Annotated in this window: 23 protein-coding genes; 16 read left to right on the top strand and 7 right to left on the bottom strand. The window is 63.7% G+C overall.

All coding sequences use genetic code 11. The features are described 5' to 3' along the window. Positions 1-791: 791 nt before the first annotated feature. Positions 792-1,955: an aminopeptidase gene (locus HNQ40_RS11335; protein ID WP_184677947.1), complete on the bottom strand. Its 1,164-nt coding sequence runs from the start codon at positions 1,953-1,955 to the stop codon at positions 792-794. Positions 1,956-2,259: 304 nt separating this feature from the next. On the opposite strand from HNQ40_RS11335, the gene HNQ40_RS11330 reads away from it, so the two are divergent. The 3 genes from HNQ40_RS11330 (at position 2,260) to HNQ40_RS11320 (ending at position 6,259) form a co-directional block, all read left to right on the top strand. Further along, a complete protein-coding gene (locus HNQ40_RS11330; protein WP_184677946.1) occupies positions 2,260-3,309 on the top strand; it encodes an aminoglycoside phosphotransferase family protein in 1,050 nt (349 codons plus the stop codon). Positions 3,310-3,556: 247 nt separating this feature from the next. Next, positions 3,557-4,474: an alpha/beta hydrolase gene (locus HNQ40_RS11325; RefSeq protein WP_184677945.1), complete on the top strand. Its 918-nt coding sequence runs from the start codon at positions 3,557-3,559 to the stop codon at positions 4,472-4,474. Between the two features lie 84 nt (positions 4,475-4,558). Beyond that, on the top strand, positions 4,559-6,259 hold the full coding sequence (locus HNQ40_RS11320) for a sulfatase family protein (protein WP_184677944.1): 1,701 nt from the start codon (positions 4,559-4,561) through the stop codon (positions 6,257-6,259). 164 nt (positions 6,260-6,423) lie between these two features. Here HNQ40_RS11320 and alr read toward each other — a convergent pair whose 3' ends face one another. Continuing rightward, positions 6,424-7,641 (bottom strand): alanine racemase, encoded by a 1,218-nt coding sequence (gene alr / locus HNQ40_RS11315; RefSeq protein ID WP_184677943.1) that lies wholly within the window; start codon positions 7,639-7,641, stop codon positions 6,424-6,426. 230 nt (positions 7,642-7,871) lie between these two features. Here alr and HNQ40_RS11310 point away from each other — a divergent pair, with 230 nt between their 5' ends. Beyond that, on the top strand, positions 7,872-9,287 hold the full coding sequence (locus HNQ40_RS11310; protein WP_184677942.1) for a DEAD/DEAH box helicase: 1,416 nt from the start codon (positions 7,872-7,874) through the stop codon (positions 9,285-9,287). Between the two features lie 150 nt (positions 9,288-9,437). Further along, positions 9,438-10,217, top strand: coding sequence for a PilZ domain-containing protein (locus tag HNQ40_RS11305; protein ID WP_184677941.1), 780 nt, complete (start codon positions 9,438-9,440; stop codon positions 10,215-10,217). A gap of 21 nt (positions 10,218-10,238) precedes the next feature. Here the strand turns inward: HNQ40_RS11305 and HNQ40_RS11300 are convergent, their stop codons facing one another. From HNQ40_RS11300 to HNQ40_RS11290, 3 genes are all read right to left on the bottom strand, one after another. Then, entirely contained in the window at positions 10,239-11,579 is a 1,341-nt protein-coding gene (locus HNQ40_RS11300; protein WP_184677940.1) for a Gfo/Idh/MocA family protein, read from the bottom strand. Positions 11,580-11,733: 154 nt separating this feature from the next. After that, a complete protein-coding gene (locus tag HNQ40_RS11295; RefSeq protein WP_184677939.1) occupies positions 11,734-13,212 on the bottom strand; it encodes a hypothetical protein in 1,479 nt (492 codons plus the stop codon). Positions 13,213-13,270: 58 nt separating this feature from the next. Next, positions 13,271-13,426 carry a hypothetical protein gene (locus HNQ40_RS11290; protein WP_184677938.1) on the bottom strand — a complete coding sequence of 52 codons (156 nt, stop codon included), beginning with the start codon at positions 13,424-13,426 and terminating at the stop codon, positions 13,271-13,273. Between the two features lie 417 nt (positions 13,427-13,843). Between HNQ40_RS11290 and HNQ40_RS11285 the strand changes: the two genes are divergently transcribed. The 10 genes from HNQ40_RS11285 to HNQ40_RS11240 all read left to right on the top strand — a co-directional run bounded on the left by HNQ40_RS11285 (position 13,844) and on the right by HNQ40_RS11240 (position 21,893). Beyond that, the gene (locus HNQ40_RS11285; RefSeq protein ID WP_184677937.1) at positions 13,844-14,296 is read left to right on the top strand and encodes a hypothetical protein; all 453 of its coding nucleotides are present in this window, start codon (positions 13,844-13,846) and stop codon (positions 14,294-14,296) included. Positions 14,297-14,450: 154 nt separating this feature from the next. Beyond that, entirely contained in the window at positions 14,451-15,338 is an 888-nt protein-coding gene (gene atpG / locus HNQ40_RS11280) for an ATP synthase F1 subunit gamma (RefSeq protein ID WP_184677936.1), read from the top strand. Positions 15,339-15,425: 87 nt separating this feature from the next. After that, the gene (locus tag HNQ40_RS11275; protein WP_184677935.1) at positions 15,426-15,734 is read left to right on the top strand and encodes an AtpZ/AtpI family protein; all 309 of its coding nucleotides are present in this window, start codon (positions 15,426-15,428) and stop codon (positions 15,732-15,734) included. After that, positions 15,731-16,276: a hypothetical protein gene (locus HNQ40_RS11270; protein ID WP_184677934.1), complete on the top strand. Its 546-nt coding sequence runs from the start codon at positions 15,731-15,733 to the stop codon at positions 16,274-16,276. Before HNQ40_RS11275 ends, HNQ40_RS11270 begins: the two co-directional genes overlap by 4 nt. After that, complete coding sequence (locus tag HNQ40_RS11265; protein ID WP_184677933.1) at positions 16,277-17,272, top strand: F0F1 ATP synthase subunit A; 996 nt, start codon at positions 16,277-16,279, stop codon at positions 17,270-17,272. It abuts the gene before it with no gap. A 215-nt stretch (positions 17,273-17,487) separates the two neighbouring features. Beyond that, positions 17,488-17,778 (top strand): F0F1 ATP synthase subunit C, encoded by a 291-nt coding sequence (locus HNQ40_RS11260; protein ID WP_184677932.1) that lies wholly within the window; start codon positions 17,488-17,490, stop codon positions 17,776-17,778. Positions 17,779-17,869: 91 nt separating this feature from the next. Continuing rightward, positions 17,870-18,448 (top strand): F0F1 ATP synthase subunit B, encoded by a 579-nt coding sequence (gene atpF / locus HNQ40_RS11255; protein WP_184677931.1) that lies wholly within the window; start codon positions 17,870-17,872, stop codon positions 18,446-18,448. Between the two features lie 88 nt (positions 18,449-18,536). Beyond that, complete coding sequence (gene atpH / locus HNQ40_RS11250; RefSeq protein ID WP_184677930.1) at positions 18,537-19,124, top strand: ATP synthase F1 subunit delta; 588 nt, start codon at positions 18,537-18,539, stop codon at positions 19,122-19,124. A 52-nt stretch (positions 19,125-19,176) separates the two neighbouring features. Further along, positions 19,177-20,712: a F0F1 ATP synthase subunit alpha gene (atpA, locus tag HNQ40_RS11245; protein ID WP_184677929.1), complete on the top strand. Its 1,536-nt coding sequence runs from the start codon at positions 19,177-19,179 to the stop codon at positions 20,710-20,712. Between the two features lie 137 nt (positions 20,713-20,849). Beyond that, positions 20,850-21,893 (top strand): ThuA domain-containing protein, encoded by a 1,044-nt coding sequence (locus tag HNQ40_RS11240; protein WP_221435495.1) that lies wholly within the window; start codon positions 20,850-20,852, stop codon positions 21,891-21,893. A gap of 34 nt (positions 21,894-21,927) precedes the next feature. On the opposite strand, the gene HNQ40_RS11235 is transcribed toward HNQ40_RS11240, so the two are convergent. Both HNQ40_RS11235 and glpK read right to left on the bottom strand, forming a co-directional pair. Beyond that, positions 21,928-23,445 (bottom strand): DUF5060 domain-containing protein, encoded by a 1,518-nt coding sequence (locus HNQ40_RS11235; RefSeq protein ID WP_184677927.1) that lies wholly within the window; start codon positions 23,443-23,445, stop codon positions 21,928-21,930. A gap of 66 nt (positions 23,446-23,511) precedes the next feature. Beyond that, positions 23,512-25,017 carry a glycerol kinase GlpK gene (gene glpK, locus HNQ40_RS11230; RefSeq protein ID WP_184677926.1) on the bottom strand — a complete coding sequence of 502 codons (1,506 nt, stop codon included), beginning with the start codon at positions 25,015-25,017 and terminating at the stop codon, positions 23,512-23,514. A 158-nt stretch (positions 25,018-25,175) separates the two neighbouring features. On the opposite strand from glpK, the gene HNQ40_RS11225 reads away from it, so the two are divergent. Next, on the top strand, positions 25,176-26,480 hold the full coding sequence (locus tag HNQ40_RS11225; RefSeq protein ID WP_184677925.1) for a citrate synthase: 1,305 nt from the start codon (positions 25,176-25,178) through the stop codon (positions 26,478-26,480). Position 26,481: the final 1 nt, after the last annotated feature.

Below are 26,481 nucleotides of genomic sequence, written 5' to 3'. Positions count from 1 at the left end.
CAGTATCCCACGGATGCCCCAAGCCCACGGATCGATTCCGTGGGCTTTTTTTGCGCTTCAAGTTTCCAAAGAGCGAACCCGTGCGCCCCGCCACACCCGCTACCGTGGCCGGCGTGGGGTGAGCGAGTTGGGTTGTCGTTTCGATCCGATCGCGGAGCTTCAGAGACGCGGAGACGCGGAGCAAGGCAGGAAGACTTTGGTTTAAAAACCTAATGCCTTGGTTTTCCTCCGCGCCTTTGCGCCTCCAAAGCTCCGCGATCGGATCGAAACGAATCCCAGAACACAAGCCCTCGACCAACGACGACGGGTTCCGACCTTGAGCGATCCCGGCAAGGTGGTGAGCTCAAGCGTCGCCACGCACCCGACGTGTGCGCTAGCCCGGCTCCACGGGTATGGGCGTGCTTGGTGCCTTGCCTGTGCGACCTTCACGCCTGGAGTGCCACCGTGGTCCGACACTAGGGGGCGGAAAGCATCAGACGTGCGCACGAAAACGCCGCCCGTTTCACGGAAGCGAGTACAGACAAGGAGTAAGAAATTTTCTGCGGTGATGATTTTCTGCGTTCATGTGCGCCCCACCGTGCGCACACGACTGACGCTGCCTTGGCCCCCTCTCCCTCCGGGAGAGGGTTGGGGTGAGGGCACTCACCATCAACCTGTGCAAGCCCCAACGCACAAGAACTTCAACCCGCCCTCACCCCGGCCCTCTCCCGGAGGGAGAGGGGGCAAGGCAACACACACAAAAAATGAATTAAGCCCGGGGATGGCCACCCCCCGGGCGTTGGAGCGTTGGGTCAGTCGTTCCCCGGCCAGCCGTCGAAGACGAATTTGCCGTTCTTAGACAGCACTTCGCCGTCGACGGTGATGGTGCCGCCGCCGCCGGGTTCGCGGAGGTCACAGACCATGTCCCAGTGCAGGCCGGACTCGTTGGCGTTGCCGGTCTCGGGGTAGCCGGCGCCGACGGCGGCGTGGAAGGTGCCGCCGATCTTCTCGTCGAAGAGGGTGTTCTTGCTGTACTCGGTGATCTGGTAGTTGGTGCCGATGGCGATCTCGCCCATGTTGCGGGCGCCCGGGTCCTGGTCGAGCATCGCCAGGAGGAAGTCGAGGCCCTTGGAGGCCTTCGCATCGACGACCCGGCCCTTCTCGAAGGTGAGTTCGATGTCGTGGACTTCGCGGCCGTGGTGCACGGCGGGGAAGGAGTATTTCACGACGCCCTGCACGCCGCCGGGCGCGGGCGAGTTGTTGTCGGCGGACAGGTTCGGCCCGGTGAAGACTTCGCCGTCGGGGAAGTTTTCGTGGCCGTCGCAGTTGATCCAGGTCATGCCCTCGACGTCAACGTGCAGGTCGGTGCCCGCGGCGGTCTGGAAGTGCAGGTACTTCTTGCCGGTGAGGAAGTCGACGACCTTCTGCTGGCGTTTACTGATTTCTTGCCAGACCGAGACGGGGTCGTCCGCCAAGAGGTGCCCGGCGTTGAAGACGAAGTCTTCATACTGCGCGATCGACATCTCCGCGTCCTGGGCGCTGGCGAGTGTGGGGTACTGCGTGCCGGCCCACTTGAGGTCGCCCGCGGCGGCGCGTTCGAAAAAGATCTTGGTCATCGGCTTGCGGGCCGCGGAGGACAGGCCCTGCTTCTTCGGGTCGACGCGCGAGAGCGATTTGGTGTTGGTGTCGGCCCAGAAGCCGATGGCCGCGTCGATGGTTTTGACTTCTTCGAGCAGCAGCGGGTTGACGTACTGCAGCTGCTCCTCGTTGGCGTGTTCGTAGAACAGGTCGGTGCACGAGCCGGGGCTGAGACGGACCAGCGGGTGCCCTCCCGCCTTGAGCACTTGCTCGTAGACCGCCTCGACCAGGGGCATCGCGACGGGGTCGCCGGCGATGCGGACGAGCTGGCCGGGCTTCACGCCGGTGCTGTAGTGGACGAGGACCTTTGCCAGAGCGGTAATTCGTGGATCGCGCATGGGCGGCATGGTATGCGATGGGAGTAGGGAGTAGGGAGTAGGGAGTGGGGAGTGGGGAGTGGGGAGTGGGGAGAACGTACGGGGGCATATATTTATTTAACTTAAAAATTAAATAATACGCAGCTCGCATCCTTTGAATATATTTTTAAATTAAAACTTAATTACATATTCGCCTTCTTTTTGTGGCATTGAGTTGCCCCACAACCATAAGAATCGTGAAATCAGTGGGAGACTTGCTCCGGGTTGGGGGGACTGGGGGATATACTGAGTTAGAGATGCTCAGCGACACACCGAAAGGCGGCTGATGGGGCAGGGTGACGAATCCGAGGCCCAGAGCGAGGCGGCGAGCGTGCCCTTTGGTGCGGCGCTCGAGCAGCCGCTGATCGATGCCTGTGGCGGGCGACTTTCCAAGATCAATTGGTTCCGGACGGCTTGGCAGCGCGGCGGCGCGTTGACCGGGTTTGCGACGTTTTCCGACGACCGGGGGGCCGAGCACGACGTGGTGGTCAAGCTGCCGGTGCCGCCGCGCGAACGGCGGTGGCTGGTCCGGCTGCAGCCGACGCCGACGAACGACATGGGGCGCGGGGACGAATCGTTTGGGTTTGCCCGGCCGGTGTCGGCGGTGGGCGGGGTGGTGCCGCGTGTGCTGGCGCACGGCGAATCGATCGGCGGGTACGACTTCGCCTGGGTGGTGATGGAGCGGTTGCCGTTCGGGCCGTTGGACGAGAAGTGGGAGGGCCGGGAGTTCGACCTGATCGTGAACGCGGCGGGCCGGTTTTACCAGGCCTCGCAAGACACGCCGATCGACCCGAGTTGGGGGCCGCGGAAACGGGATTGGCCGACGATGTTGGCCGAGGGGCGCAAGCGGGTGCAGGCCCGCGGGTGTGCCGAGCCGCAGCGTTGGAAGGCGGCGTTGAAGCGGGCGCACAAGAAGCTGGACAAGTGGGTCGAGCTGTGGGACGGCCGGGCGGGCGACGGGTGGTGCCACGGGGACCTGCACCTGGGCAATGCGCTGACGCGGGTGTCGCACGACGACGAGGCGGACCGCGAGTCGCCGAATCTCAAAGCGGCGGCGTTGATCGATCTCGCCGAGGTGCGGGTCGGGCACTGGGTGGAGGACGCGGTTTACCTGGAGCATCTGTTTTGGTCGACGCCGCACCGGCTGCACGGCCGGAAGCTGGTGTCGATGATCGCCCGGGAACGCAAGACACACGGCTTGTCGGCGGGCGAGGACTGGCCGGAGCTGGCGCGGGTGAAGCGGGCGTTGCTGGCGATGGCCACGGCGACGCGGTTTCACGAGGTCAGCCGGGGGCACGCGACGGCGGCGCTGGAGGTGCTGGAGCGGGAGGTTTGAGATTTGGCGATTTCGTGATTTTGCGATTGGGTGATTGAGTCATGCGGGATTGGCCCCGTCTCCCCCTGGAGAGGGTTGGGGTGAGGGCACTTGCTGCCGTGGCACACTCGGGGCCGTTTGTGGACTCACCTGCCCCCTCCGACCGGCTTCGCCGGCCACCTCCCCCGATGGGGAGGGGTTGATGCTTGACGAATACACGGGGGAAATCTCGCAAACCTGCAGTGCCGACGATTCGTACAATCGAGGTATGTCCGATTCCGAACCGTTTGATTTTGACGAGGGGCCTTCGCGGCTGTCGGTGGCCTTGGGGCGGCTGACGCTGAGTGCGGGGCGTTACCCGGGGCGGCAGTATCTGGGTGCGGTGCACCGCCGGGTGTCGCGGGAGCGCGGCGGGCGGCGGTTCCGGGTGTATCGACCCAACGGGGTGACGATCGATGCGTGGTTCTCGCCACGAGACGCCGAGGCGAAACCGCGTCTGCCCATCGTGGTCTCGCACGGGTTGATGGAGACCAAGGAGCGGCACTTCAAGACGGCGTGGAAAATGAACGCGCGCGGGCACGACGTGTTGCTGTTCGACCACCGCGTGCACGGCCGATCAACCGGGCGGCGGCTGACGTTCGGCGTCGAAGAAAAACACGACATCACGGCGGTGATCGACTCGGCGGCGGGCCGAGGGTTGATCAAGCCACGCGGAGGCATCGACGACGGCCTGAAGGTCATCACGATGGGCTTCAGCCTCGGCGGGGGCACGGTGCTGCAGCACGCGGCGATCGACGAGCGCGTGGCGGGTGTGGTGGGGCTAGCCCCCTTCGCCGACTTCCGCGGGGCGATCGAGAGTTTCCGGCGGAAGCTCACGCCCTGGCTCGACCGCAAGTGGATTGAGGATGGGTTCGATGTCGCGTCCGCCGAGGCGGGCTTCAAGCTCGACGAGGCGTCGGCGATCGAGGCGCTCAAGCAGATCGAGATCCCCGTGCTCCTGGCCGAGGGCGGCAAGGACCCGTACCTGCCGGGGAGAGATCACGTCCACAAGCTCGCCGCGGCGGCGGAACGGGACAACGTCACGATCGTGCGGATCGACGACGCGACGCATAACACGTTGGTGCACAAGCACTGGCCGAAGCTCGACCGGGCGGTCGCGCGGTTCTGCCGAGAGGTCTCGGCATAACTTTTTTGCCGAGGTGAAAAACTTAACCACGCCGGGGTATATTGTTGACCATCGCCCCTCATTTTTCACCGATGGATCCCAATCATGCCCAAGTTCTTTTTGTCGTTCGCGTGCATCGCCTCGCTGGTGATGTCGCTCACCGCTTGCCAAGCCCCTGAAAGCGCACCCGAGCCTGTGGCCGAGCCCGAGCCCCAGGCCGAGGCCGAGAAGCGTCAGCCCAACATCATCTTCATCATCACCGATGACCAGCGTTACGACGACCTGGGCTTCATCGGCGGCGCGGCGCTGACGCCCCACCTCAACGCGCTCGCCGAGGGCGGGATGTACCTGTCGCAGACCTACGTCACGTCGAGCGTGTGTACCCCCAGCCGATACACCTGCCTCACCGGGCAGTACGCCAGCCGCAGCCAGTCGCCGGCCTTCCTCAACGAGATCACCCCCGAAGGCATCACCTACGTGATGTGGAACCAGGGCTTCGAGCCCGACCAACCGACCGTGCCGAGCGTGCTGCAAGACACGGGCTACGCCACGGGGTTCGTCGGCAAGTGGCACGTGGGCCTGGATGGCAAGCGCCCCCCCTTCCCCGAAGGCGCCGACCCGACCGACCCGTCCGACCCCGGCCTGATCCAGAAGCTCAAGGGCGACCAAGAGGTCTTCAGCACGTACCTCAAAACACTTGGCTTCGACTTCGCCAAGAACATCTACATCGGCAACCCCGACGACGACCAGAACCTCAAGAAGGCCGGCCTCAACGTCCACAACCAGGAATGGCTGACGCAGGCGGGCATCGAGTTCATCGAAGAAAACAAGGACCAGCCGTTCTACCTGTACTTCTCGACCACGCTGACCCACGTGCCCGAGCCGACCGACAGCCTGCTGCTCGACCCGCGGATGTCGCCCGTGGGCATGCTCGAAGAGCCGATCACCGGCGTGCAGCCCTCGCGTGAAGACGTGATCAAACGCGTCAAAGAAGCGGGCATCCCCAAGGAACTCTGGGGCACGACCTGGCTCGACGACGGCGTCGGCGCCATCGTCGCCAAGGTCGAAGAGCTCGGCCTGGCTGAAGACACCCTCATCATCTACTTCCCCGACCACGGCATGGCCAACTGGTCCAAGGGCACGCTCTACCACGGCGGCATGGTCGCTCCGACCGTCGCCTACTGGCCCGGCACCATCGAAGCCGGCACCAAGCTCGACCATATGACCGCGAACACCGACTTCGCGTCCACGTTCTTCGACCTGGCCGGCGCCACCCCGCCCGAGAACATGGAGCTCGACGGCGCATCCATCGTCGACCTGCTCAAGGGCAGCGACACTCCGGTCCGCGACTCGGTCTACGGCGAAGTCGGCCTGACCCGCTCGGTCACCACGTCCGACGGCTGGAAGTACCTCGCCTTCCGCGTGCCCCCCAGCAAGCAACGCACCCTCGCAGAGCGCATGCCCGAACAACTCGAAGCCATTGAGAAGCTCAAGAAGAACCACCCCTGGGCCAAGGACAACCCCAGCTGGACCTTCATCGACCCCGAGGCCCGCTACGCCCACCTGGGCCAAGCCGCCGGCGGCTCGTTCTTTGAGCGGATCATCCTCCACCAGAAGGACCTGCCGTTCATGCCCAACTACCACGACCCCGACCAGCTCTACAACCTCAACGACGACCCGAACGAGACCACCAACCTCGCCGACGACCCGGCCCACGCCGCGAAGCTCGCCGAGATGAAGGTGCTGATGCAGAACTACCTCAACGACGTGCCCGGCACGTTCGCGGAGCTGAAGCCGGAAGAGTAACGGTTAAGAAAAAACTTATTTGAATTCAACCCGTGTGCGCGGCGAGTCACCCTCGTCACGCACACGGGGTTTCTTTCGTAGGGTGGGCACCGCCCACCGCGTTCAATTGAGATTTGGGGTGGTGGGCGGTGCCCACCCTACAAAAATATCACTCTTGCTCGACTTTAAACATAAACCCGCGGCAGGTGCGCCCCGAGCCTGCACAACAATTCATAGCATTGCGAATTCGCCATCTCCGCAAGCTTGTGCAGCGCGTTGGCCGCTTCGGGGTCGTTGCTGTAGACCTCGACCTCGGCACCCCGCAGCGTTTGCTCGTCGGCCTCGTCGTCGAGCGACTTGGCCAGGTCGGTCAGGTCGATGGTGAGCTGGTCCATGTTGACTCGGCCGAGCACGTCACACTCGTGCCAAACACCACCGTGACGCACGCGCACCTTGGCGCAGCGGTCTTTGGTCGATGACAGCGCGAGCGGGTAGCCGTCGCCGTAGCCCACCGGGACCAAGCCCAGGATGCTCTTGCGTTTGAGGGTGTACGTCGCGCCGTAACCGACCTTGGCGTGGCGGGGGTACGTGCCGAGCTGCACCACCCGGCTGACCCAGCGCACCGTCGGCGACCAGCGCAGGCCCGGCTCAATCGACGGCTCGCCGACCAGGTCATGCTCGCCGTATCCGTAGAGGCCCAGGCCCGGACGGACGAGCGTGCGGTGGTAGGTCGGCGAGCGGAGGACGCCGTAGGAGTTCGCCAGGTGGACGAGCGCATCCTCGGGGATGTCGGCCTCGTGTTGCTTGAGCAGCTTGTCGAACGTGTCGAGCTGTTTCTGCGCCCGCTTTGGGTCGCCGCTGGCGGTGGCGAGGTGCGACATGACCCCGGCGATGCGGGTGTAGTGACGCGACTTCTGCGATTCCAGGATCTCGGCGAAGAGCTCGGGGGACAGGCCCGAGCGGGACATGCCGGTGTCGACGTAGAGGTGGACCGGCAGCTTGATGCCGAACGTTCGGCCGAGCTGATCGAGCGCTTCCAATTGCTCGGGGTCGTGGATGGTCAGGTGCAGTCGCTCGGCGACCGCGGGGCGATACAGGCCGTCCGTCCGGGCGAGGTGGCGCAGCGGGTAGAACAGCAGCATCGGCGTGGTCACCGCCCCACTGTTGAGCTGCTCGGCCTCCTCGGGGCTGAAGACCGCGAGCATCTCGCAGCCGGCTTTGGTCAGTTTGTGGGCGATCGTGACCGCGCCCAGGCCATACGCGTTCTTCTTCACCACGCCGCACACCGTGGTGTCCGGCCCGACCAGCCGACGCACGGTGGCGACGTTGCGTTCCAAAGCCGCGGTGTCGATCTCGACCCGGCTCATCGGCTCGGTGGATTGTTCCTGATTCAACGTACTCACGCCTACATCGTATCGGGATGAGGATGTGAAGGATTGAATACTTCATTGCCGCTCGGTGACCAAAGTCTGTTCATTTGTGGTTAAACCCGCCCACCCCTAGAATCTTGCGAACACTGACGCCGAACGCCGACGTCTCTTGATGCCCATCGCCGTTCGACGCGGAAACTTTTATGTCGCACGGCCCCGCCCCCGGAACCACCGCCGTGGGGGAAAGTGATTAGCCACCCGACATGAGCGAAGCCGCCGAACTCGAAAAGCACAGCAAAAACGAACTCTTTGACAAATCCACCACCTTCGCCGACCTCGGGCTCTCCGAGGACGTCGTCACCGGCCTCACCGCCTCGGGTTTCGAACACCCCACCGGCATCCAGGCCGCGCTGATCCCCCCGGTCATGGCCGGCAAGGACGTCATCGGCCAGGCCAAGACCGGTACCGGTAAGACCGCCGCGTTCGGCCTGCCGGTCCTGTCGATGTGCGACCCCAACATCCGCGCTCAGGGGCTGGTGCTCGCCCCCACCCGTGAGCTCGCCGCCCAGGTGGCGGGGGAACTCGACAGCCTCGGCCGTGCGACCAACATCCGCACCAGCGTGATCATCGGCGGCGAGTCGATGCGCGACCAGAAGAAGTCCATGGAGAAAGGCGGCCACCTCATCGTCGGCACGCCCGGACGCGTCATGGACCTCCACGCCCGCGGCCAGCTCTCGTTCAATCACATCCGCTACATGATCCTCGACGAGGTCGACCGCATGCTCGACATCGGCTTCCTCGAAGACATCCGCAAGATCCTCAAGAACATCCCCGCCGCGATCGACAAACCCGTCACCGAAGGCGGCCGCCAAACGATCTTTGTGTCCGCGACCATGGACGTGCAGATCGAGCGTCTCGCCCGGTCGTTCATGAAGAAGGACGCCGAGAAGATCACCACCGTGTCGGGTTCGCTGACCGTGGCGATGGTGGACCAGAAGTACCTGCCGGTGGAGCCGTGGGACAAGCGGGCGCTCTTGCTCAAGCTGCTCGTGAAAGAAAAACCCGAGACGACGGTCGTGTTCTGCAAGACCAAAGCGACTTGCCGCAAGGTTGCGGAGTACCTCAAGAAGAAAGAGCTCAACGTCCGCGAATTGCACGGCGACCTGCACCAATCCAAACGCAACAAGGTCATGGAGGCCTTCCGCAAGGAGAAGGTCGATGTGCTCATCGCGTCGGACCTCGCGGCCCGTGGCCTGGACGTTGACCACATCACCCACGTGATCAACTACGACCTGCCCGAAGACCCCGAGATCTACATCCACCGCATCGGCCGGACCGCCCGCGCCGGGCGTCGTGGCCACGCCTGGACGTTTGTCACACCCGAGCAGGGCCAGATGCTGACCGACGTCGAGAAAATGGCCGGGGCCGAGATCACCAAGATGGAGTTCCCCGACTTCAAGCCCGGCCCGGTGCCCAAGGACGTTCAGGAAGAACGCCGCACCGGCGTGAAGCGCCGCGACAAGCCCCGCGATGTGGGCGACCGCGAAGTGGCGGGCGGCTTCGACGCCGCGGCCGGCTACACCGAAGACGAACTCAAGGCCATGTTCCCCGACGGCAAGATCCCCAAGAACCTGCCGCCTAAGGGCCTGGGCTCGAAGTTCAAACGCCGCGGGCGCTGACCCGATCGTTACAACCGATTCGACCCCTACCACCCCCGCAGCGGCACGCCCCAGACGGCACGTCCCGCCCGGGGTTATCCCTCGTTCGGAGAACGGGCTGAAGCGCGGGCTCAGAACGTCCGATTTTGTGAGACGAGGATCAATCGTCTCATGCAAGCCCTGGACCGAGCACTGGCTACGTTAGAGAAGAACACCGGCTTCAGCCGAGCGTTCGAGGACATCGTTGCGCGTCGCGGGGGCTGGCCCAATCGGTGGATGACGCCGACGCAGATCAACGACGAACTCACCGGCCGGGGCTTCTGGAGCGGGGGCCGGAAGGCCGTCCACGTCGAGAGCCGGGTGCGGCTGATTAAGCGGTACCTCGACGCATTGATCGACGGGCCGCCCGACGAAGAAACGCTCACCGGGGACTCGGTGCTCATGGGTGACAGCACCGTGGCCCAACTGCTCAACGGCGACAGCGCCGAACTGGATGCCCCCAAACCCAACCGCCGACGCGACAGCGACGCGGCCCGCGGGTGGAAGCGTTTCGACGGGCAATACAAGTACAAACCCAAGACCAAGCTGATCGAGTACCGCGGGGCGCGGGCCAGCCGATCCTTCGACCGGCGGAACTACCTACGGGTCGCCACCAAAGACCTGGATTGCCAGTACGGCCCGGTGCTCAACCTGTCCCAGGCCGGACTGATGTTCTGCACCGTCGAAGAACGCCCGGGCATGGTCGTGGGCAACCGCGGCTACCTGCGCCTCACCCACGGCACGACGTCGCTGCGGGTCAAGGTCAAAGTGATCTGGATGTCGCAGACCCCCGAGGGCACCCGCGTCGGCGTGGACTTCCGCGGACTATCGAAAGCGGATCAACACACGATCACCCGTTTGCTGCGCGAAGCGTGCGACCCGGACGCGGAAGTGCCGGATCGCCGCGGTTGATCGCGATCGGATTGCGCCTATTCATAGCCCCTCAACCTCCCACCCCGAGCGGTTCGGACGTTTGATGTAGGTGTTGGCCTGCTCCAAGTTCGTGACCCGCAGGCTGTCCGCATCCCACTCTAAATCTTGGCCGGGGAAGCGTGATGACAACATGCCCAGCAGGACCACTTCAGTCAGCGGCCCGCCGTAGTCCGCGAAGTCAGCGATCGGACGGACCGCCGCCCCGCTAGCCGCCGACACAAAATCGACATAATGATCACGCTGATCGAGTTCGGGGAAAACAAAATCGTCGAATTGAGACTGCGGAAAGAGCATCGGCTTGCGTTGATGCGGCTTCAACACCATGCCATCGGTGCCCACAAAAAGAGAACCCTGTTTGGGCATGTAATCGCCGTGCCTGCCCAAAGCCTTGCGGAGCTCTTCAGGGACCCGGTGTGACCCGCCGTGCCAATGCACCTCTAGCGTCTTCCCCGAGGTAAGGCCGTTGCCGCGGAAGGTATAGGTGTACCTGCCGTTCTCTCCCCAATTGTGTTCGGTGGCGGGGTCGCCGAGCGAGACAACTCGAATCGGTGGCTTCGCATCCAGGACACGAAACATCGGGTTGAAGATGTGACACCCCATGTCCCCAAGCGTCCCGCAACCGTAATCCAATCGCCTCCGCCAGTTTCCGGGGTGGTAGTAGCCCTGGCCAAGGTACTCCGGCTTGGGGGCCCCGCCGCACCACAGATCCCAGTCCAACGTGGCCGGGACCGCGTCCACACGCGCGGGGCGTGGCTGGTTGTCCCCCCAGGCCTTGTCACTGAACATGTGGATCGATTCGATCTTGCCGATCGCGCCTTGACGGATGACCTCGACCGTCAGCCGATCGTTGATTGATGACGCCATCTGGATCCCCATCTGCGTCACCACCCCGGTCTCACGGGCGATTTCACTCATACGCCGCGTCTCATATAGGTTGTGCGCCAAAGGCTTTTGTCCATAGACGTGCAGACCCATCTTCATGGCGGTTACGCCGATGGACGCGTGCGTGTGGTCGGGCGTCGTTACATTGACCGAGTCGAGGTGGTGCCCCTCTTTCTCGAATAGCACCCGCCAATCTTTGTAAATGCGCGTGTCGGCATGCTCTGCCCTGAGCCATTGCGCCCGCATGTCGTCAACTTCCGCTACGGCGACCAGGTTGATCCCTCCGGTGCGAAGTAGCGTTTGGATATCTTGCTTCGCCATGCCGCTGGCGCCGAACGAGGCATGATTCAGCTTGTCTTTGAACGACTCGCCGGCATTCGATCGACCGGGCCAGGAAATAGCTGCGCTGGCACACAACGTGGATTTAACAAACTGGCGGCGGTTGAGGTGTGGCTTCAACAGATGTACTCCTCACGGTGTGCCGATCGGTCGGCCTCAGATATGAAATCAATGCGTTTGCATGATACCGGGCACACCGTGAGGAACGACTGTCCAACACTTTGGATACGCGATAGCGATGGCGGCGTATTCAGATTGCAAACGATGAGGGTGCCTACCGCACGCAGACGAGCTGGCGTTTGAGGCTGGGGTGCGCCTGAATGACCAGCTGCTGGGCCTCGGCGACGAGTTCGTCGTTGTTGTCGAACTTGATGAGGGCTTCGAGGCGGTCGAGCGACTTGGCGGGGCCGAGCGATTCGAGGTGGGCCAGCGCGTCGGTCTTGTTGCGCGTGAGGTGGGCGACGACGACGTGTCGCAAGAGGTGCGTGGTGAGCGTGAGCGTGAAGCCGGCGTCAAGCTCGAGCATGCGGTCGTGCGTGTCGAGCGCGAGCTGGAGGTAGGTGCGCGGCGGCTGAGTGGCGTCGGCCAGGGCGAGGGCGTCGGGGTCGAGGTCGCCGGCGAAGAGCTTGTCGAGCAGGCGGGTGGTCGCGTTGGATCGGCAGTAACTCGCGACACGGATCGGCGAGGGCAGACGCTGATCTTCGGGCAGGCGGCGCACCCAGTTCATGAAGGTCTTGGTCGCGGCGTCATCCCGCAGCGACTCGGCGAGGTGGCCGAGGCGGACCATCTCGGCGACGTAGAGGTCGGTGTCGATAAGGCCCCGGCCGGAGACGAGGACGTTGAGCTGAGCCATCACGCCGGGCAGCGAGTCGACGCCGAGGAGCGAGCTGACAACGGCGCTGCCGTGCATGACCAGCTTCATGTCGGCCTCGGCGGTGGCGTCGTGGTCGGCGAGGGTGATGAGCAGCCGGCGGAGGTCGTGTTCGAGCGTGGGGTGATCGGACGCTAAGCCGAAAGCGGCTTGTTGGCGGAGCGTGTCGCGGACGAAGCCGAGGAATCGGCCTTCGAGGGCGTGAAGGTTGACGGTGTCGGGGATGCCTTCGCCGAAGTCGCGGTCGATCACACGGCCAGCGGCGGAACGGACGGCGGTGAGCACGGCGGTGCCGATCTCACGGCGGAGCGCGGCTTGGCCGTCGGGCTCTTGGGTAGTGAGCGTCGCGAAGTTGTCACGCAGTCGGCCATCGAGTTCGGCCAGACGCTCGGCGAGCTCGTCTTTGGCGGGCATCGCAGCGGCGGCGGCTTGTTCGTTGGCTTTTTCGCGGGCGGCGCGGAGGTGGGTCACCGCGGTTTGGACGCGTTTGGCCGAGAGTTCGACGCCGGTGACACGGAAGATGTCCTCGGCCATGGCGGCGAAGTTGACCCGCTCGATATCTGGGCCGGGCCGGAGGCAGCGGTCGAGGATGTCGTCGAGGTCGGTCTTGCCTTCGTGTGCGACGACCGCGGAAAGCCAGGCGAGGACCGCGCGGGCCGAATCCTGCACGTTCTTGCGGACCGCGGCGACCTCGTCGTCCAGCCGGGTCACGGTCCGGGTGCGGGGCTCGGCGGCGGGCTTGTCGTCGAAGCTGGGGGTGGTCGAGTCGAGGATCGTGCCGTCGACAAAGACCGTCCGCCAGCGCTGGCGCGACTCGCCCTCCCCGTCGCCGGCGTGGCGAGCGGGGGTGTCGAAGTCGGGATGGACGACGGGCTTGGTCATGGCAGATCAGAACAGTGGGCGCGCAGCCACTCGGGGACCACGGCGTTCGAGGAACGATTCAGTCGAGTTCGTCGATCACGATGGGCATGTCGACCGGCGGCGGCGGTGGCTGACGGTGGGCACCCGACTCGGCCGAGGCGGTGCTCGCCAGGGACAGCGGCAGACACATCGCGGCGGCGAGGGCCAACGAGCTAAGGAAAGAACGGATTCGCATGGGAAACTCCTTGGAGGTTGATCGCCCCTGATCACGTGCTGTTGCACAGGGGACGAGGCTCACGGCCCGAGGGGGCCGTAGGACGTGCCTCCGGTAGTACGGATGAACACGCCGGTTTATTGGCGAAAACTCCGCCGGACACACTTTGATACGCCATAAGTCTAATCCTGAAAGCAGCTTGAAACTAGAAAATTTTTTATCCACGCTGCCACCCCCTCGACGATTCGAAATGGGGGATGCAGGGCAATTAAATTTATTTAAATAACTTAAATAAATGAATTTAAAGATTTAAAGACGCAACTAAATTCTCCTCTGACGCACAGGCCAGCGCCAGACCGCCCATCCAGCGGGAGGCCAGATCGATCGGCGGCCACCCCCTGTGATCTCTGCCGATCCACGTCCAGAAGGAGACTTCCGATGAAGATCCCGTTTCAGAATCACGATGCAACCCAGTCCACCGCCCCCTCTACCCGACGCGCGGGGCCGCTCGCCCTGTTCGGGGCCGCCGCCCTGGCGTTGCCGCTGCTGACCGCCGCCCCCAGCGCCCAGGCGGGCGATTGCCGCTCCTCCGGGTCGAGCTGGTCGATCACCGTCGGCTCGCACGGGACCAGCACCCACTACCGCAGCCACCACCGCTCCAGCCGCTACCACCACAGCGACTACGGCCACCGCAGCGGCGGCTACTACAAACAGGTCTGGGTCCCCCCGGTCTACCGCACCCACTACGACGACTGCGGCCGGGCCTACCAAGTCTGCGTCCGCCGGGGCTACTACAAGAGCGTCTACGTCCGGTCGTCGTACCGGTCCAGCCACTACGACTACGACCGCCGGGGCCAATGGGGCAACAGCAGCGGCTGCCGTCGTTATTGATCCCCACCCCCAACTGAACACCGGCCCGGGGGCGTCGCGAGCGGTTCGCGGCGTCCCCTTTTGCCATGTCCGATTCGGACCCCAGATGTCTCTATTTAATCGAGGGGGTGAACCGCGTTGCTGCGCCTGAGATAAGCGTTATGATGCCTACCCCATGCCAGCAAATATCCGCGAAATCAAGGGCCGAATGAAGGCCGTGGGCAACATCCAACGCATCACCAAGACGATGCAGTTGATCGCCTCGGCTCGCTTTCAGGCGATGCAGAAGAAGGCCACGCAATCGCAGGCCTACACCCAGAAGATCGGGGAGATGGTCGGCGAACTCGCCGCCGCTCTAGGCTCGGGCGGCGATATCAGCCATCCGCTCATCAGCCCGCCCGACACCCCCGCCAACAAAGAACTGGTTCTGGTCCTCACTTCCGAACGCGGCCTCTGCGGCGCGTACAACGGCAACGTGATGCGGACCGGCCTGAGCTACATCCGCGAAGAGCAAGGTCTGGACAATACCCAGCTCGAAGTCGTCGGCAAGAAGGGTCAGGCCTTCTGTAAGTTCAACGGCCTCGACGTTGCTGAGAGCTACAGCTTCGGCGACTCGCCGGCTTTCGAAGATGTCGATGCTCTGGCTCAGAAATACATGGACGCTTTCACCGCCGGCGAGTACGACGCGGTGAAGGTCGTCTACATGAAGTTCGAGTCAATGAGCCGGCAGACGCCGGTCGTGCAGACCCTGCTGCCGCTGGAACCGCCGGTCGCGGCGGAAGGCGACGGCGGCTCGACCACGAAATCCGTATACGAATTTTCGCCCGACGCAGAGACGCTGCTCAGTGAACTGCTGCCGGTCACGGTGAAGACCACGCTGTTCCAGTGCTTCAACGACGCGGTCGTCAGCGAACAACTCGCTCGGATGGTCGCCATGAAGTCGGCGACCGACGCGGCGGGCAAGCAGAAGACCTCGCTCAAACGTCAGTTCAACCGCGCCCGTCAGACCGCGATCACGACCGAGCTGTCGGAGATCATCGGCGGTGCGGCAGCGCTGGAGTAGGCCGCACTCGAGGGGGCACGGCCGGGGGTTGGCTCAGGAGAGGCCAAGCGTGCGGGGTAATCACGGTTAGCAAGCAAGGCTCGACCGATGCTGATCCCCAAACCCAAGCCCGGATCTTCCAGCGGCCCGCCGACGCCTTGGCGTCTGATGGGCATGGGGCTGGAACTCGGACTGATCATCGGTGGCCTGACGTTCCTAGGCTACCTCGGAGACCAACGCTGGGGCACCGAGCCCTGGCTGGCCCTGACCGGAGCCCTCGTCTCCACCCTCGGCGGCTGCTACAACTTGATTAAAGAAGCCTCCAAGATGCCCACGCCCGGAGGCCACACGAAAAAACACCCCGCAAACCGACCCGCCAAGAAACCCACCCCCCCGCAAGACCCGCCCTCGCCATGACCTTCGCCCTGACCACCCCGACCGACCCCGACGACACCCCGGTGCCGTTCCCGCTGATGCCGTCGGCGGGCAAGGTGCTCGGCGCGGCGTTGTTCCCCGCCGGGCTGATCTCGGTGGGGCTCCACCTGTTGGGGCAGGCGGATCACGCCCAGGTGAACCTGATCGCGGCGGCGATCTGCGGCGTCGGCTGCATCGTCGGGCTGGTCCCGGTGTGGTTCCTGTCCAAGCAGCACCGCCACGGCGCCGCCCAGGGATTCATGGCCGGGATGCTGCTGCGGGTGGCCCTCTGTGTGACGGCGTACTTCGCTCTGCAGTGGTCGGGCTACCCCCACGCAAAACTTCTGGTCTATTACATGGCGGGTTGGTACCTGCTGACGCTCATGGTGGAAGTGAAGTTGGTATCTTCCTTCCTCTTGGAACACGCCGTGGCCCCCGCCGTGGCCGAATCCGCCCCCGAAGACGCCGAGCCCGCCTCGGCCGAACCCTCTGATGCAAACGCCGCCGCCCCCACGGGCCGTGCGGGCCTCGAAGGAGATGTCTGAATGTTGGCTCCGATCCTTGCCGCAGCTGAAAGCCTCCCGGCGACCGAAGAAGTGACCGAAAAGAAGCTCGAGGCGATGAGCCACGTCCTTCCTTACCCCGTCTTCGACAGCACCTGGTTCACCAACCACCACTTCGTCTCGCTCGTGGCTCTTGTCTTGGGCATCCTGATCCTCAAGATCACGGCCAACGCCATGCCCGTCGCCTCGGGAACCAAGGCTGAGGACTACGTCACCCGCGGCCGCCTGGCTCAGTTGATCGAAACCATCTGCGTCTTCCTCCGCGACGAAATGACCCGCCCGCTTCTGGGCAACCTGACGGACAAGTACATCAAGCTGGTCTGGTCCTTCTTCTTCTTCATCCTGCTGGGCAACCTGCTGGGCCTGATCCCGATCGGATCGATGCTCGGCCTCACGCTCAACTCCCAAGCCGCTGGCCACCTCTGGGGCACCTACACCGGCAACATCAACTTCACCGCGGGCCTGGCGATCATCGCCCTGCTCATGATGGTGGTTGTCGGTCTCAAGGAAAACGGCATGGGCTTTGTCGCCCACATGTGGCCCGTCCCCACCAAAGCACCCGAAGGCACGCCCGGCTACATGATCATTCCGATCACGCTCGTGCTCTGGGCTGTGGGCATCCTGGTTTTCTGCCTCGAACTCGCCGGCTACTTCATCAAGAGCTTCGCGCTGTGCATCCGTTTGTTTGCCAACATGGTCGCCGGCCACTTGGTGCTCGGCTCGCTGATCATCCTCGCGGTCTACGCAGGATTACTCGGTCGCGGCATCAGCGTCGTGGGTGCAGCAGTCTTCAGCTTCCTCGAATTGTTCGTGGCCTTCCTTCAGGCCTACATCTTCGCGTTCCTGCTGGTGATCTTCACCTCGCTGGGTGCGGTGCACCACGATGAACACGACGAACACGAAGCCGGCCTCGACGAAGGCGAAATGCCCGGCGACGCCGTCGGCGAAGGCCTGACCGGAACGGCCTCTTCGCATTGATTTGGCGATTTCTTGATTTGGTGATTGAGCGATTGGAAAGGCAAAACACCTAGCCTCCCTTATGAAACAACACGGCGACAAAAACGGGCAATTACCAAATCACCCAATCACACAATCGCCAAATGAACCAACCCCGGCCCGCCCGCGTCCGGTCCCCCAAGTCGCAGGCAACGTGATCCATCCCCACCCCCTATACCCCCTGTTTGGAGTTTGAAATGGAAATCCTCGCTTCGCTCATCACCCTGATCGCCGCTGTCGACAGCGGCACCGCCCTGGGTGCCGGTCTGGCTGCCATCGGCGGCGGCATCGGCATCGGCGTCCTCGGCCTCGGCGCCGGCCGCGGTATCGGCAACATCGGTGGTAACGCCACCGCCGCCGTCGCCCGTCAGCCCGAAGCTGCCGGTCAGATCCTCGTCCAAATGATCATCTCCGCCGCGCTGATCGAAGGTTTCACCTTCTTCGGCATCGTGGTCGCCGGTGGCTTCATCGGCAACTTCTTCGGCTAAAACGAAACCACACGCCGATCGGCCGTTAACCCGGCCGAACGGCTTTTTGCCTCGCTGAACGAAAACTGCTTACCCCCTTACGGATCAAACCATGACCCGCCACCTGATTGCTCTGATTGCTGTGCTCGCCGCCCCCAGCTTCGCCCTCGCCGCCGGCGACAGCGGCCGCGGACTGATGGACATCGTCTGGACCGAGATGCTCTTCACCATCATCGTGTTCGGCATCTTCTTCACCGTGCTCAGCACCGTCGTCTGGCCGAAGATCCTCGGCGGCCTGCAGGCCCGCGAAGACAAGCAGCGCAACGACCTGGTCTCGGCCGAAAAGGCCAAGAAGGAAGCCGAAGCCGCCCTCGCTGAATACAACGAGAAGCTCGCCGAGGCTCGCAAGGAAGCCCAGTCGATCGTCGCCGAGGCCCGCACCGCCGCCCAGCAAGCCGCCAACGCCGACAAGGCGAAGATCGAAGCCGAAGTCGCTTCGATGAAGGCCTCGGCCAAGGCCGACATCGCCGCGGCCCGCGAAGCGGCCCTGGCCGACATCTACACCCAGGCCGCCAGCCTCTCGACCACGATCGCCGGCAAGATCCTGAAGCGTGAAATCAACGAAGGCGACCAGCAAGGCCTGGTCAACGAATCGATCGAGCAGTTCAAGAACAGCGCCAACAGCAACTAAACCCCCTCGGCCGACCGGCGTTAACCCGCCCCTCGGCCTTTTGCCTTGAGACCCTGAATTTTCAGACCTTCGACTTTGGACCCTGTTTATGCCCGCCAACCCCACCGATGCCATCGGCCGCGTCTACGCCCAGGCGCTCGTTGAACTCGCCGAGTCGGAGAACCAGCTCGACTCGGTCGCCGAGGAAGTCGCCGACCTGTCGTCTCTGCTCGAATCCGACGCCGACCTGGTGCGTCTGGTCGAGAACCCGATCATCGACAGCCAGGCCCGTGCCGGCATGGTCGAGCGTCTGTTCTCCGGCAAGGTCTCGGACCTGCTCTACCGCTTCCTCCAAGTGGTCAACCAGAAAGAACGCCTCGGCTCGCTGCCCAGCATCACCGGCGCCTTCGGCCAAATCATGGCCGAGAAGCGCAACCAGCTCGACGTCGAAGCCTTCGTCGCCCAGCCGATGGACGACGCCACCGCCGGCCGTGTCGCCAACGGCCTGGGCGCCTCGATGGGCAAGCAGGTCAACCTCGTCCAGCACGTCGACGAATCGCTGATCGGTGGCCTGAAACTCCGCATCGGCGACCAGATGATCGACGCCAGCGTCCAGAGCCAACTCAACCGTATCGAACAACAACTCATCGCCGCCGGCCGGGAAAAAGCCCGTGCCGCCGCCGCCGAACTCGACTAATTCATCAACGCACCCCCAACCCACGGCCCCGCCGACCCGACCGAGAAATACGATGAAAATTAAGACCGACGAAATCACGAGCGTTATCAAACAAGAAGTCGCCAACTTCGCCACCGAACTCGAGGTGTCCGAAGTCGGCACCGTTGTCGAGGTCGGCGACGGTATCGCCCGCGTCTACGGCCTGTCCAAAGCCATGTCCGGCGAGATGCTCGAGTTCCAAGCCGAAGGCGGCACCGTCCTCGGTCAGGTCATGAACCTAGAAACCGACATCGTCGGTGCGGTCATCTTCGGTGACTACCTGGGCATCCGCGAAGGCGACACCGTCAAGGCCACCGGCCAGCTCCTCTCGGTGCCCGTCGGTGAAGGCGTCCTGGGCCGCGTCGTGAACGCCCTGGGCCAACCGATCGACGGCAAGGGCCCCATCGCTTCCGACGAATCGTCGAAGGTCGACATCATCGCCCCCGGCATCGCCGCCCGTCAGCCCGTGACCCAGCCCATGCAGTTCGGCGTGAAGGCCGTCGACTCGATGATCCCCGTCGGCCGCGGCCAGCGTGAACTGATCATCGGCGACCGGAAGACCGGCAAGACCGCCGTCGCCATCGACGCGATCATCAACCAGAAGGCCACCCACGACACCGACGAGCCCGTCTACTGCTTCTACGTCGCGGTCGGCCAGAAGGAATCGACCGTCGCCGGCGTTGTCCAGGCCCTGCGTGACAACGGCGCGATGGAATACACCACCGTCATCAACGCCAGCTCGTCCGAGTCGGCCCCTATGCAGTACATCGCCCCATACTCCGGCACCACCATGGCCGAGTACTTCATGAACAAGGGCAAGCACGCCCTGGTCGTCTACGACGACCTCTCGAAGCAGGCGGTTGCTTACCGTCAGCTGTCGCTGCTGCTTCGTCGTCCCCCCGGCCGTGAAGCCTACCCCGGCGACGTGTTCTACCTCCACTCGCGTCTGCTCGAACGTGCGACCAAGCTGTCGGACGAAAACGGCGGCGGCTCGCTGACCGCCCTGCCCATTATCGAGACGCAGGAAGGCGACGTCTCGGCCTACATCCCCACCAACGTGATCTCCATCACCGACGGCCAGATCTACCTCGAACCCGACCTGTTCTTCGCCGGCGTCCGCCCCGCGATTAACGTCGGCATCTCGGTGTCCCGCGTCGGTGGTAACGCTCAGATCAAGGCGATGAAAGAAGTCGCCGGCTCGCTCCGCCTCGACCTCGCGGCCTTCCGTGAACTCGAAGCGTTCGCCCAGCTCGGCACCGACCTCGACGCCGCGACCCAGGCCCAGCTGACCCGCGGTGAACGCATGGTCGAGCTGCTTAAGCAGGGCCAGTATGTGCCCATGGACGTCATCGACCAGGTCATCCAGATCTTCGCCGGTGGTAAGGGTGCTCTGGACGACCTGACCATCGAACAGGTTCAGCCGTTCGCCGCTGCACTGATCGAGCACTTCAACGGACCCGGCAAGGCCCTCCGCGACGAGCTCGCCGAGAAGAAGACCCTCAAGAAGGACGGCCTGGCCGACCGCCTCGAGGAAGAAGTCAAGAACTTCAAGTCCGGCTGGTCCGCCTGATCGACCCCCCAACTCGTTTTCTCAAAGCCCCGCGATTCGCGGGGTTTTTTCTTGCTCACACAGCAAGTTAAAATACATTAACCGAATCATCCCCACTGCCCCGCTTGGGCGTCATCTGTACTCCAGGACTCTTTCTCATGTTTAAACCTGCATCTCATGTCATGCTGCTTTGCACTGCCCTGCTGTTACCCGCTACTGCAGGTGCTGAAGACTTCGATTGGATGCCGACCTACCCCGAAGACAAGCCGGTGCCCGCTGATCATGCCAAGAATATCGACGGAGCGATGCCCACCGAAGCGATCGTAGCCCCGTTGCAGCCACGCAAAATCCTCGTCTACAGCGCCACCGCCGGCTTTCGACACGGCTCGATCCCCACCGGAATCTACGCCTTGACCCGCATGGGTGAAACGACGGGCGCATTCGAAACCGTGGCCAGCAACGACCCGGCCAACTTCGAGCCGGATGCGTTGCGGCAGTTCGACACCGTCGTCCTGCTCAACTCGTCCGGCAACATCTTCATGCCCCGTGACAACCACTGGGTCACGATCCGTGACCAGTTCACCGATGAACAGTGGAATTGGTTGAAGCAGCGCAACGACCGCCTGGTCGACAACCTGATCGACTACGTCGAGGCCGGCGGGGGCCTCGTCGGCATCCACGCCGCGAGCGACGCTTGCTACGGCCATCACGAGTTCGGCCAAGCCATCGGCGGACAGTTCTGGGGCCACCCCTGGACCGCCAACATGAACGTCACCATCGTCGTCGAAGACCCCGAGCACGCCATCAACAAACCCGTGTTCGACGGCATCGACGACTTCCGCATCAAAGAAGAGATCTACCAGTTCAGCGAAAAGCACTACTCCCGCGACCGCCTGCGCATCCTGCTCAACCTCGACCCCGAACGCAGCGATGAGCCCAAGCACGCCCCCAAACGAACGGACGGCGACTTCGCCGTGGCCTGGGTCCAGAAGGTCGGCGACGGCCGGGTGTTCTACACCTCGCTGGGCCACCGCCACGACATCTACTGGAACCCCCTCCTGCTCAAGCACTACCTCGCGGGCATCCAGTTCGCCACCGGCGACCTGCCCGCCGACACGACACCCAGCAACAAGGTCGACCTGCCCAACCTGTCACGCGGCCATGACCACCACCACGATCACGGACACGACCACAAGCACTGACCCACCAAGCCCACGGCTCACCCCGTGGGCTTTTTCATTCGGTGTCTTTCGTCCGACAGATCACCACCGCGTCCGCCTCGCCCCGCCAAGGCGATTGGTAGAACGGGGCCGTGGAGGGCAACCGCTCGGTGAACTGCCCGGTGAGGGTGTTGAACCACTGGATCGTGCCCTCGGGCTGAGCGAGATACACCGAGAGTTTCTCGTGTTCTTGCGGGATGTAGTAGAGCAGTGTGCCCTCGCCGTCGGACATGCAGAACGAGCTGAAGTTCCGCCCGGGCTCGGGTTTGAACCTTGATACGGGGAACTGGGCGAAGAAGTCCGCGAAGTGACGGTAATACTCGAACCTCGGCTCGGGGAAGCCGTCAGGCTGATCGAACGGGCTGTGGATCAACACGTTCCATGCGGCGCCTTGCCAGTAATAGGTCGTATACACCCCGGCGAATTGAATCAGCCAGTTGCGACGCAGGCAGAGCTCGGGGTTGGTGTAGTCGCCGGGGAAGACTTCGTAGTGAGAAAGTTCGTACCCGCCGTGCTCGATGTTGAACACCGGCTGGGTGGGATACTTCTCGTACACCGCCAGCATCTTGTCGTAGATCGAAGCACTCCAGTGCTGCCAGGAGATGAAATCGACCAACTCCGCGTTCCGCTCGCAGAACCCGCCGTCGTGCACGGTGACCAGCCGGCCGTAAGCGTCGAGGTTACGGATACGCTCGATCCGCTCCCGGCCGTAGTCCTCGCTGCAGCGTGCGTTGTTGAGGGCTTCCTTCGAGACGTCCCACACCACGTTGGGATAAGCCTGGTACCGCTTGATGATGTAATCGAAATAGCGGTTGTCCTCGAGCGACTCCGCGTCGGGCCACTGCACGAGCTTGTTCCAGACGTAGATCATCAGGTGGGCGGTTATGCCCCGCTCGTTCATCAGCGCGACCACGCGGTCGAACTTCTGGAAGAATGCGACGTTGAGCGTTGAGAAATCCGGCTCACTGTTGCTCCCCCCAAAGGGATAGATATCATCCCGGCCGCCGTACTCATGCTCAGGGTGGTCGGCGAGCTTGGCATCCTTCGGCCAATCCACGTCGTAGGAATACACCGTCAACACCGCCTGGTTCACCCGGCAGTCCACGAGGTGGTCCAGCAGTTGCCGGCTCTTGGGTGCATCCTCGGCGTTGTCGTAATCGAGCGCGAACATCCAATCCGCTTCGAACGCCAACACGAAACACGGCGAGCCGTCTTCGTAGAAAAACTCCTGCGGCGATTCGGGGTTAAGCACCAGCCCACCGTGCTGGCGCGGGTTGGTGTTGTGGCCCGCCATGAGCTGCCCGGTCTTGCCCGCGAGCGATTCCAGCGACGACGTGGTGGTGTATTCCCACGCCCCCTCAGCGGGGGCCGAGAAACGCAGCACCCACTCCTGCCCACCGTTGTAAAAGCCCGGCACGACCAACTCGCGGTCGCCACACACAAACCGCCCCGCGAACTCGACCTCAAACGGCTGGGCAACCTGCTCCGCAGCAGAGAACTTCAGATCGACCACCTGCCACTTCTTTACGTCCATCGAACACATACTCCTTGAACCCATTCCCGTGTCTGCCACTGGGTAGCGGGCGGACGCCAAGCGATCCTAACCCTCGGCACTCGCTGCGCGGTCCCAACCGGCAGCCCGCTCTACCGCGCGGGACCATTGCGCACGCTGCGCCTCGGCCGCTTCCTCCGCGATCTCGGCCGCGAACGTTCGCTCGGCCGACCACTGCGCCGCGATCTGTTCCTGGCTTTCCCAGAAACCCACTGCGAGGCCCGCGAGGTACGCAGCGCCCAAGGCGGTCGTCTCGGTCACGCGTGGCCGGATGACCTCGCATTGCGAGAGGTTGGCCTGCATCTGCATCAACAGGTTGTTCGCGCTCGCCCCGCCGTCGACACGCATCGCTTCGATCTTCCGGCCCGCGTCTTTCTCCATCACACCCATCACGTCCGCCACCTGAAAGGCGATGCCTTCGAGCGCGGCCCGGGCGAAATGGGCTTTGGTTGTGCCGCGTGTGATCCCCGCGATCAGAGCCCGGGCGTCCGCGTCCCAATACGGGGCTCCCAATCCCGCGAAGGCCGGCACCAGGGTCACCCCGCCGCAGTCGGGCACCGATGCCGCGAGCGCTTCGATCTCCGAGGCTTTGACGATCAGCCCCAGGCCGTCACGGAGCCACTGCACCACCGCCCCGCCGATGAAGACCGAGCCCTCCAGGGCATACGTCGTTTCGCCGGCGATCCGCCACGCCACCGTCGTCAGCAGGCGGTGGGCCGAGTCCACGGGGATATCGCCGGTGTTCATGAGCATGAAGCAGCCCGTGCCGTAAGTGGTTTTGAGCTCGCCCGGCGAGACGCATTGGTTCCCGAAGAGCGCCGCCTGCTGATCGCCCGCCAAGCCCGCAATCGGGATCGCCGCGCCCAAGACATCCGCATCGCTCTCGCCCACCACCGCGCTGCTGTCCACCACCTCGGGCAACACGCTCGCGGGGATGTCGAACAACTCGAGCAACTCCGTGTCCCACGCGTGATCGTGCAGGTTGTAGAGCATGGTCCGGCTGGCGTTGCTGGGGTCGGTGACGTGACGCTGTCCACCCGTGAGGCGGTAGATGAGCCAGCTATCGATCGTGCCGAACGCCAGCTCGCCGCGCTCGGCGGCGTCGCGTGCACCCTCGACACGGTCGAGCATCCAGCGGAGCTTGGAGGCGGAGAAATACGCATCCACCACCAGCCCGGTCTTCCGGCGGATGGTCGGGGCGTGGCCCTCTTCGATGAGCTGTTGGCAGAACGCTGCCGTGCGTCGGTCCTGCCAGACGATCGCGTGGTGGATCGGCTGGCCGGTCTTGCGGTCCCAGAGCACGGCCGTCTCCCGCTGGTTGGCGATGCCGATCGCGGCGATGTCGCGGGGGTCGGTCCCGGTTTCGCGGAGCACCTGCCGGGCGGTGTCGAGCTGGGTCTGCCAGATCACCTCGGCGTCGTGCTCGACCCAGCCGGGCTGGGGGAAGTGCTGGGCAAACTCCTGCTGGGCCACCCCCAGGGCTTCTCCGGCCCGATCGAAGAGGATCGACCTCGAACTGGTGGTGCCCTGATCCAGAGCGAGGATGAACGTCATGGCGGATCCGAGAGGAATGGAGGCCGAAAGTGTATGAACCTTTGGTCAATATAGTGTTTAAGCTGGTTTTGGCATCGAAGCCGCTGGCGTGAAGCCCGATCAGCCCCTACACTTGATTTTCTCACCTTTCAGCCCCAGTCACGACGGATTTTTTGACGATGACCACCCAAAACGCGGCCCCTGCCCAAACCGCCCGCCTCGAGCTCCCCGGCCACGAGCCGCTTGACCTGCCCATCATCGTCGGCACCGAAGACGAACACGCCATCGACATCGCCAAGCTCCGCGCTCAGACCGGCTACATCACCCTCGACGAGGGCTACCGCAACACCGGCAGCGTCCGCAGCGAGATCACCTTCATCGACGGCGAGGCGGGCATCCTCCGCTACCGCGGCATCCCCATCGAAGACGTCTGTGCCAACTGCTCGTTCATCGAAGCCGCCCTGCTGCTCATCTACGGCGAGCTGCCCACCGCGGACCACGTCGCCCACTTCCGCTCGCTGCTCACCCAGCACCAGATGATCCACGAAGGCGTCATCCAGGCCTTCCACGCCTTCCCCGCCAACGGCCACCCCATGGCCATCCTCTCGGCAACCATCAACGCGATCTCGGCCTACCAGCCCGAGGTCATGAACATGGAAGACGACAGCACCTTCGAGGAGGCCGCCGCCAAGCTGATCTCCAAGGTCCGCACCCTCGCCGCCGGTGCCTACCGCACCTCGGCGGGCCTGCCGATCATGTATCCCAAGCCGACCAACAGCTACTGCGAGAACTTCCTGCACCTGATGTTCTCCAACCCGCACGACCACTTCGAGATGGACCCGGATGTGATCAAGGCGCTCAGCCTCATCCTCATCCTCCATGCCGACCACGAGCAGAACTGTTCGACCTCGACCGTCCGCATGGTCGGCAGCTCCGGCGCCAACCTCTTCGCCTCGGTCTCCGCGGGCGTCGCCGCCCTCTCCGGCCCGCTGCACGGCGGGGCCAACGTCGCGGTCATCAACCAGCTCAACGAGATCGAAAAATCCGGCGTCGACATCAACCAGTACCTGGATGACATCAAGGCCACCAAGGGCAAGCTCTACGGCTTCGGGCACGGCGTCTACAAGAACTACGACCCCCGCGCCCGCATCCTCAAGGCCTCGGCCGACAAGGTGCTCGACAAGCTCGGCGTCAACGACCCGCTTCTCAACATCGCCCGCCGTCTGGAAGAAGCCGCACTCAACGACGAGTACTTCACCAGCCGCAAGCTCTACCCGAACGTCGACTTCTACTCGGGCATCATCATGCGGGCCATGGGCATCCCCAGCGACATGTTTACCGTCATGTTCGCCATCGGCCGGATGCCCGGATGGATCGCCAACTGGAAAGAAGTCCGCGATACCAAGAGCCGCATCTACCGCCCCCGCCAGGTCTACACCGGCCCCGCTAAGCACGGCATCACCCCGATGGACGAGCGGTCCTAAC

Origin of the sequence: Algisphaera agarilytica (genome assembly GCF_014207595.1) — a bacterium.
Taxonomy (GTDB): Bacteria; Planctomycetota; Phycisphaerae; order Phycisphaerales; family Phycisphaeraceae; genus Algisphaera; species Algisphaera agarilytica.
Note: the sequence above shows the minus strand (reverse complement) of the source record. Positions and strands in the feature narration are given on the sequence as shown.

Bases quoted from the DNA above. Each gene is read 5' to 3' on its own strand.
- HNQ40_RS11335 (WP_184677947.1), bottom strand. From the start codon at position 1,955: ATGCGCGATCCACGAATTACCGCTCTGGCAAAGGTCCTCGTCCACTAC.
- HNQ40_RS11330 (WP_184677946.1), top strand. From the start codon at position 2,260: ATGGGGCAGGGTGACGAATCCGAGGCCCAGAGCGAGGCGGCGAGCGTG.
- HNQ40_RS11325 (WP_184677945.1), top strand. From the start codon at position 3,557: ATGTCCGATTCCGAACCGTTTGATTTTGACGAGGGGCCTTCGCGGCTG.
- HNQ40_RS11320 (WP_184677944.1), top strand. From the start codon at position 4,559: ATGCCCAAGTTCTTTTTGTCGTTCGCGTGCATCGCCTCGCTGGTGATG.
- HNQ40_RS11310 (WP_184677942.1), top strand. From the start codon at position 7,872: ATGAGCGAAGCCGCCGAACTCGAAAAGCACAGCAAAAACGAACTCTTT.
- HNQ40_RS11305 (WP_184677941.1), top strand. From the start codon at position 9,438: ATGCAAGCCCTGGACCGAGCACTGGCTACGTTAGAGAAGAACACCGGC.
- HNQ40_RS11295 (WP_184677939.1), bottom strand. From the start codon at position 13,212: ATGACCAAGCCCGTCGTCCATCCCGACTTCGACACCCCCGCTCGCCAC.
- HNQ40_RS11290 (WP_184677938.1), bottom strand. From the start codon at position 13,426: ATGCGAATCCGTTCTTTCCTTAGCTCGTTGGCCCTCGCCGCCGCGATG.
- HNQ40_RS11285 (WP_184677937.1), top strand. From the start codon at position 13,844: ATGAAGATCCCGTTTCAGAATCACGATGCAACCCAGTCCACCGCCCCC.
- atpG (WP_184677936.1), top strand. From the start codon at position 14,451: ATGCCAGCAAATATCCGCGAAATCAAGGGCCGAATGAAGGCCGTGGGC.
- HNQ40_RS11275 (WP_184677935.1), top strand. From the start codon at position 15,426: ATGCTGATCCCCAAACCCAAGCCCGGATCTTCCAGCGGCCCGCCGACG.
- HNQ40_RS11270 (WP_184677934.1), top strand. From the start codon at position 15,731: ATGACCTTCGCCCTGACCACCCCGACCGACCCCGACGACACCCCGGTG.
- HNQ40_RS11265 (WP_184677933.1), top strand. From the start codon at position 16,277: ATGTTGGCTCCGATCCTTGCCGCAGCTGAAAGCCTCCCGGCGACCGAA.
- HNQ40_RS11260 (WP_184677932.1), top strand. From the start codon at position 17,488: ATGGAAATCCTCGCTTCGCTCATCACCCTGATCGCCGCTGTCGACAGC.
- atpF (WP_184677931.1), top strand. From the start codon at position 17,870: ATGACCCGCCACCTGATTGCTCTGATTGCTGTGCTCGCCGCCCCCAGC.
- atpH (WP_184677930.1), top strand. From the start codon at position 18,537: ATGCCCGCCAACCCCACCGATGCCATCGGCCGCGTCTACGCCCAGGCG.
- atpA (WP_184677929.1), top strand. From the start codon at position 19,177: ATGAAAATTAAGACCGACGAAATCACGAGCGTTATCAAACAAGAAGTC.
- HNQ40_RS11240 (WP_221435495.1), top strand. From the start codon at position 20,850: ATGTTTAAACCTGCATCTCATGTCATGCTGCTTTGCACTGCCCTGCTG.
- HNQ40_RS11235 (WP_184677927.1), bottom strand. From the start codon at position 23,445: ATGGACGTAAAGAAGTGGCAGGTGGTCGATCTGAAGTTCTCTGCTGCG.
- glpK (WP_184677926.1), bottom strand. From the start codon at position 25,017: ATGACGTTCATCCTCGCTCTGGATCAGGGCACCACCAGTTCGAGGTCG.
- HNQ40_RS11225 (WP_184677925.1), top strand. From the start codon at position 25,176: ATGACCACCCAAAACGCGGCCCCTGCCCAAACCGCCCGCCTCGAGCTC.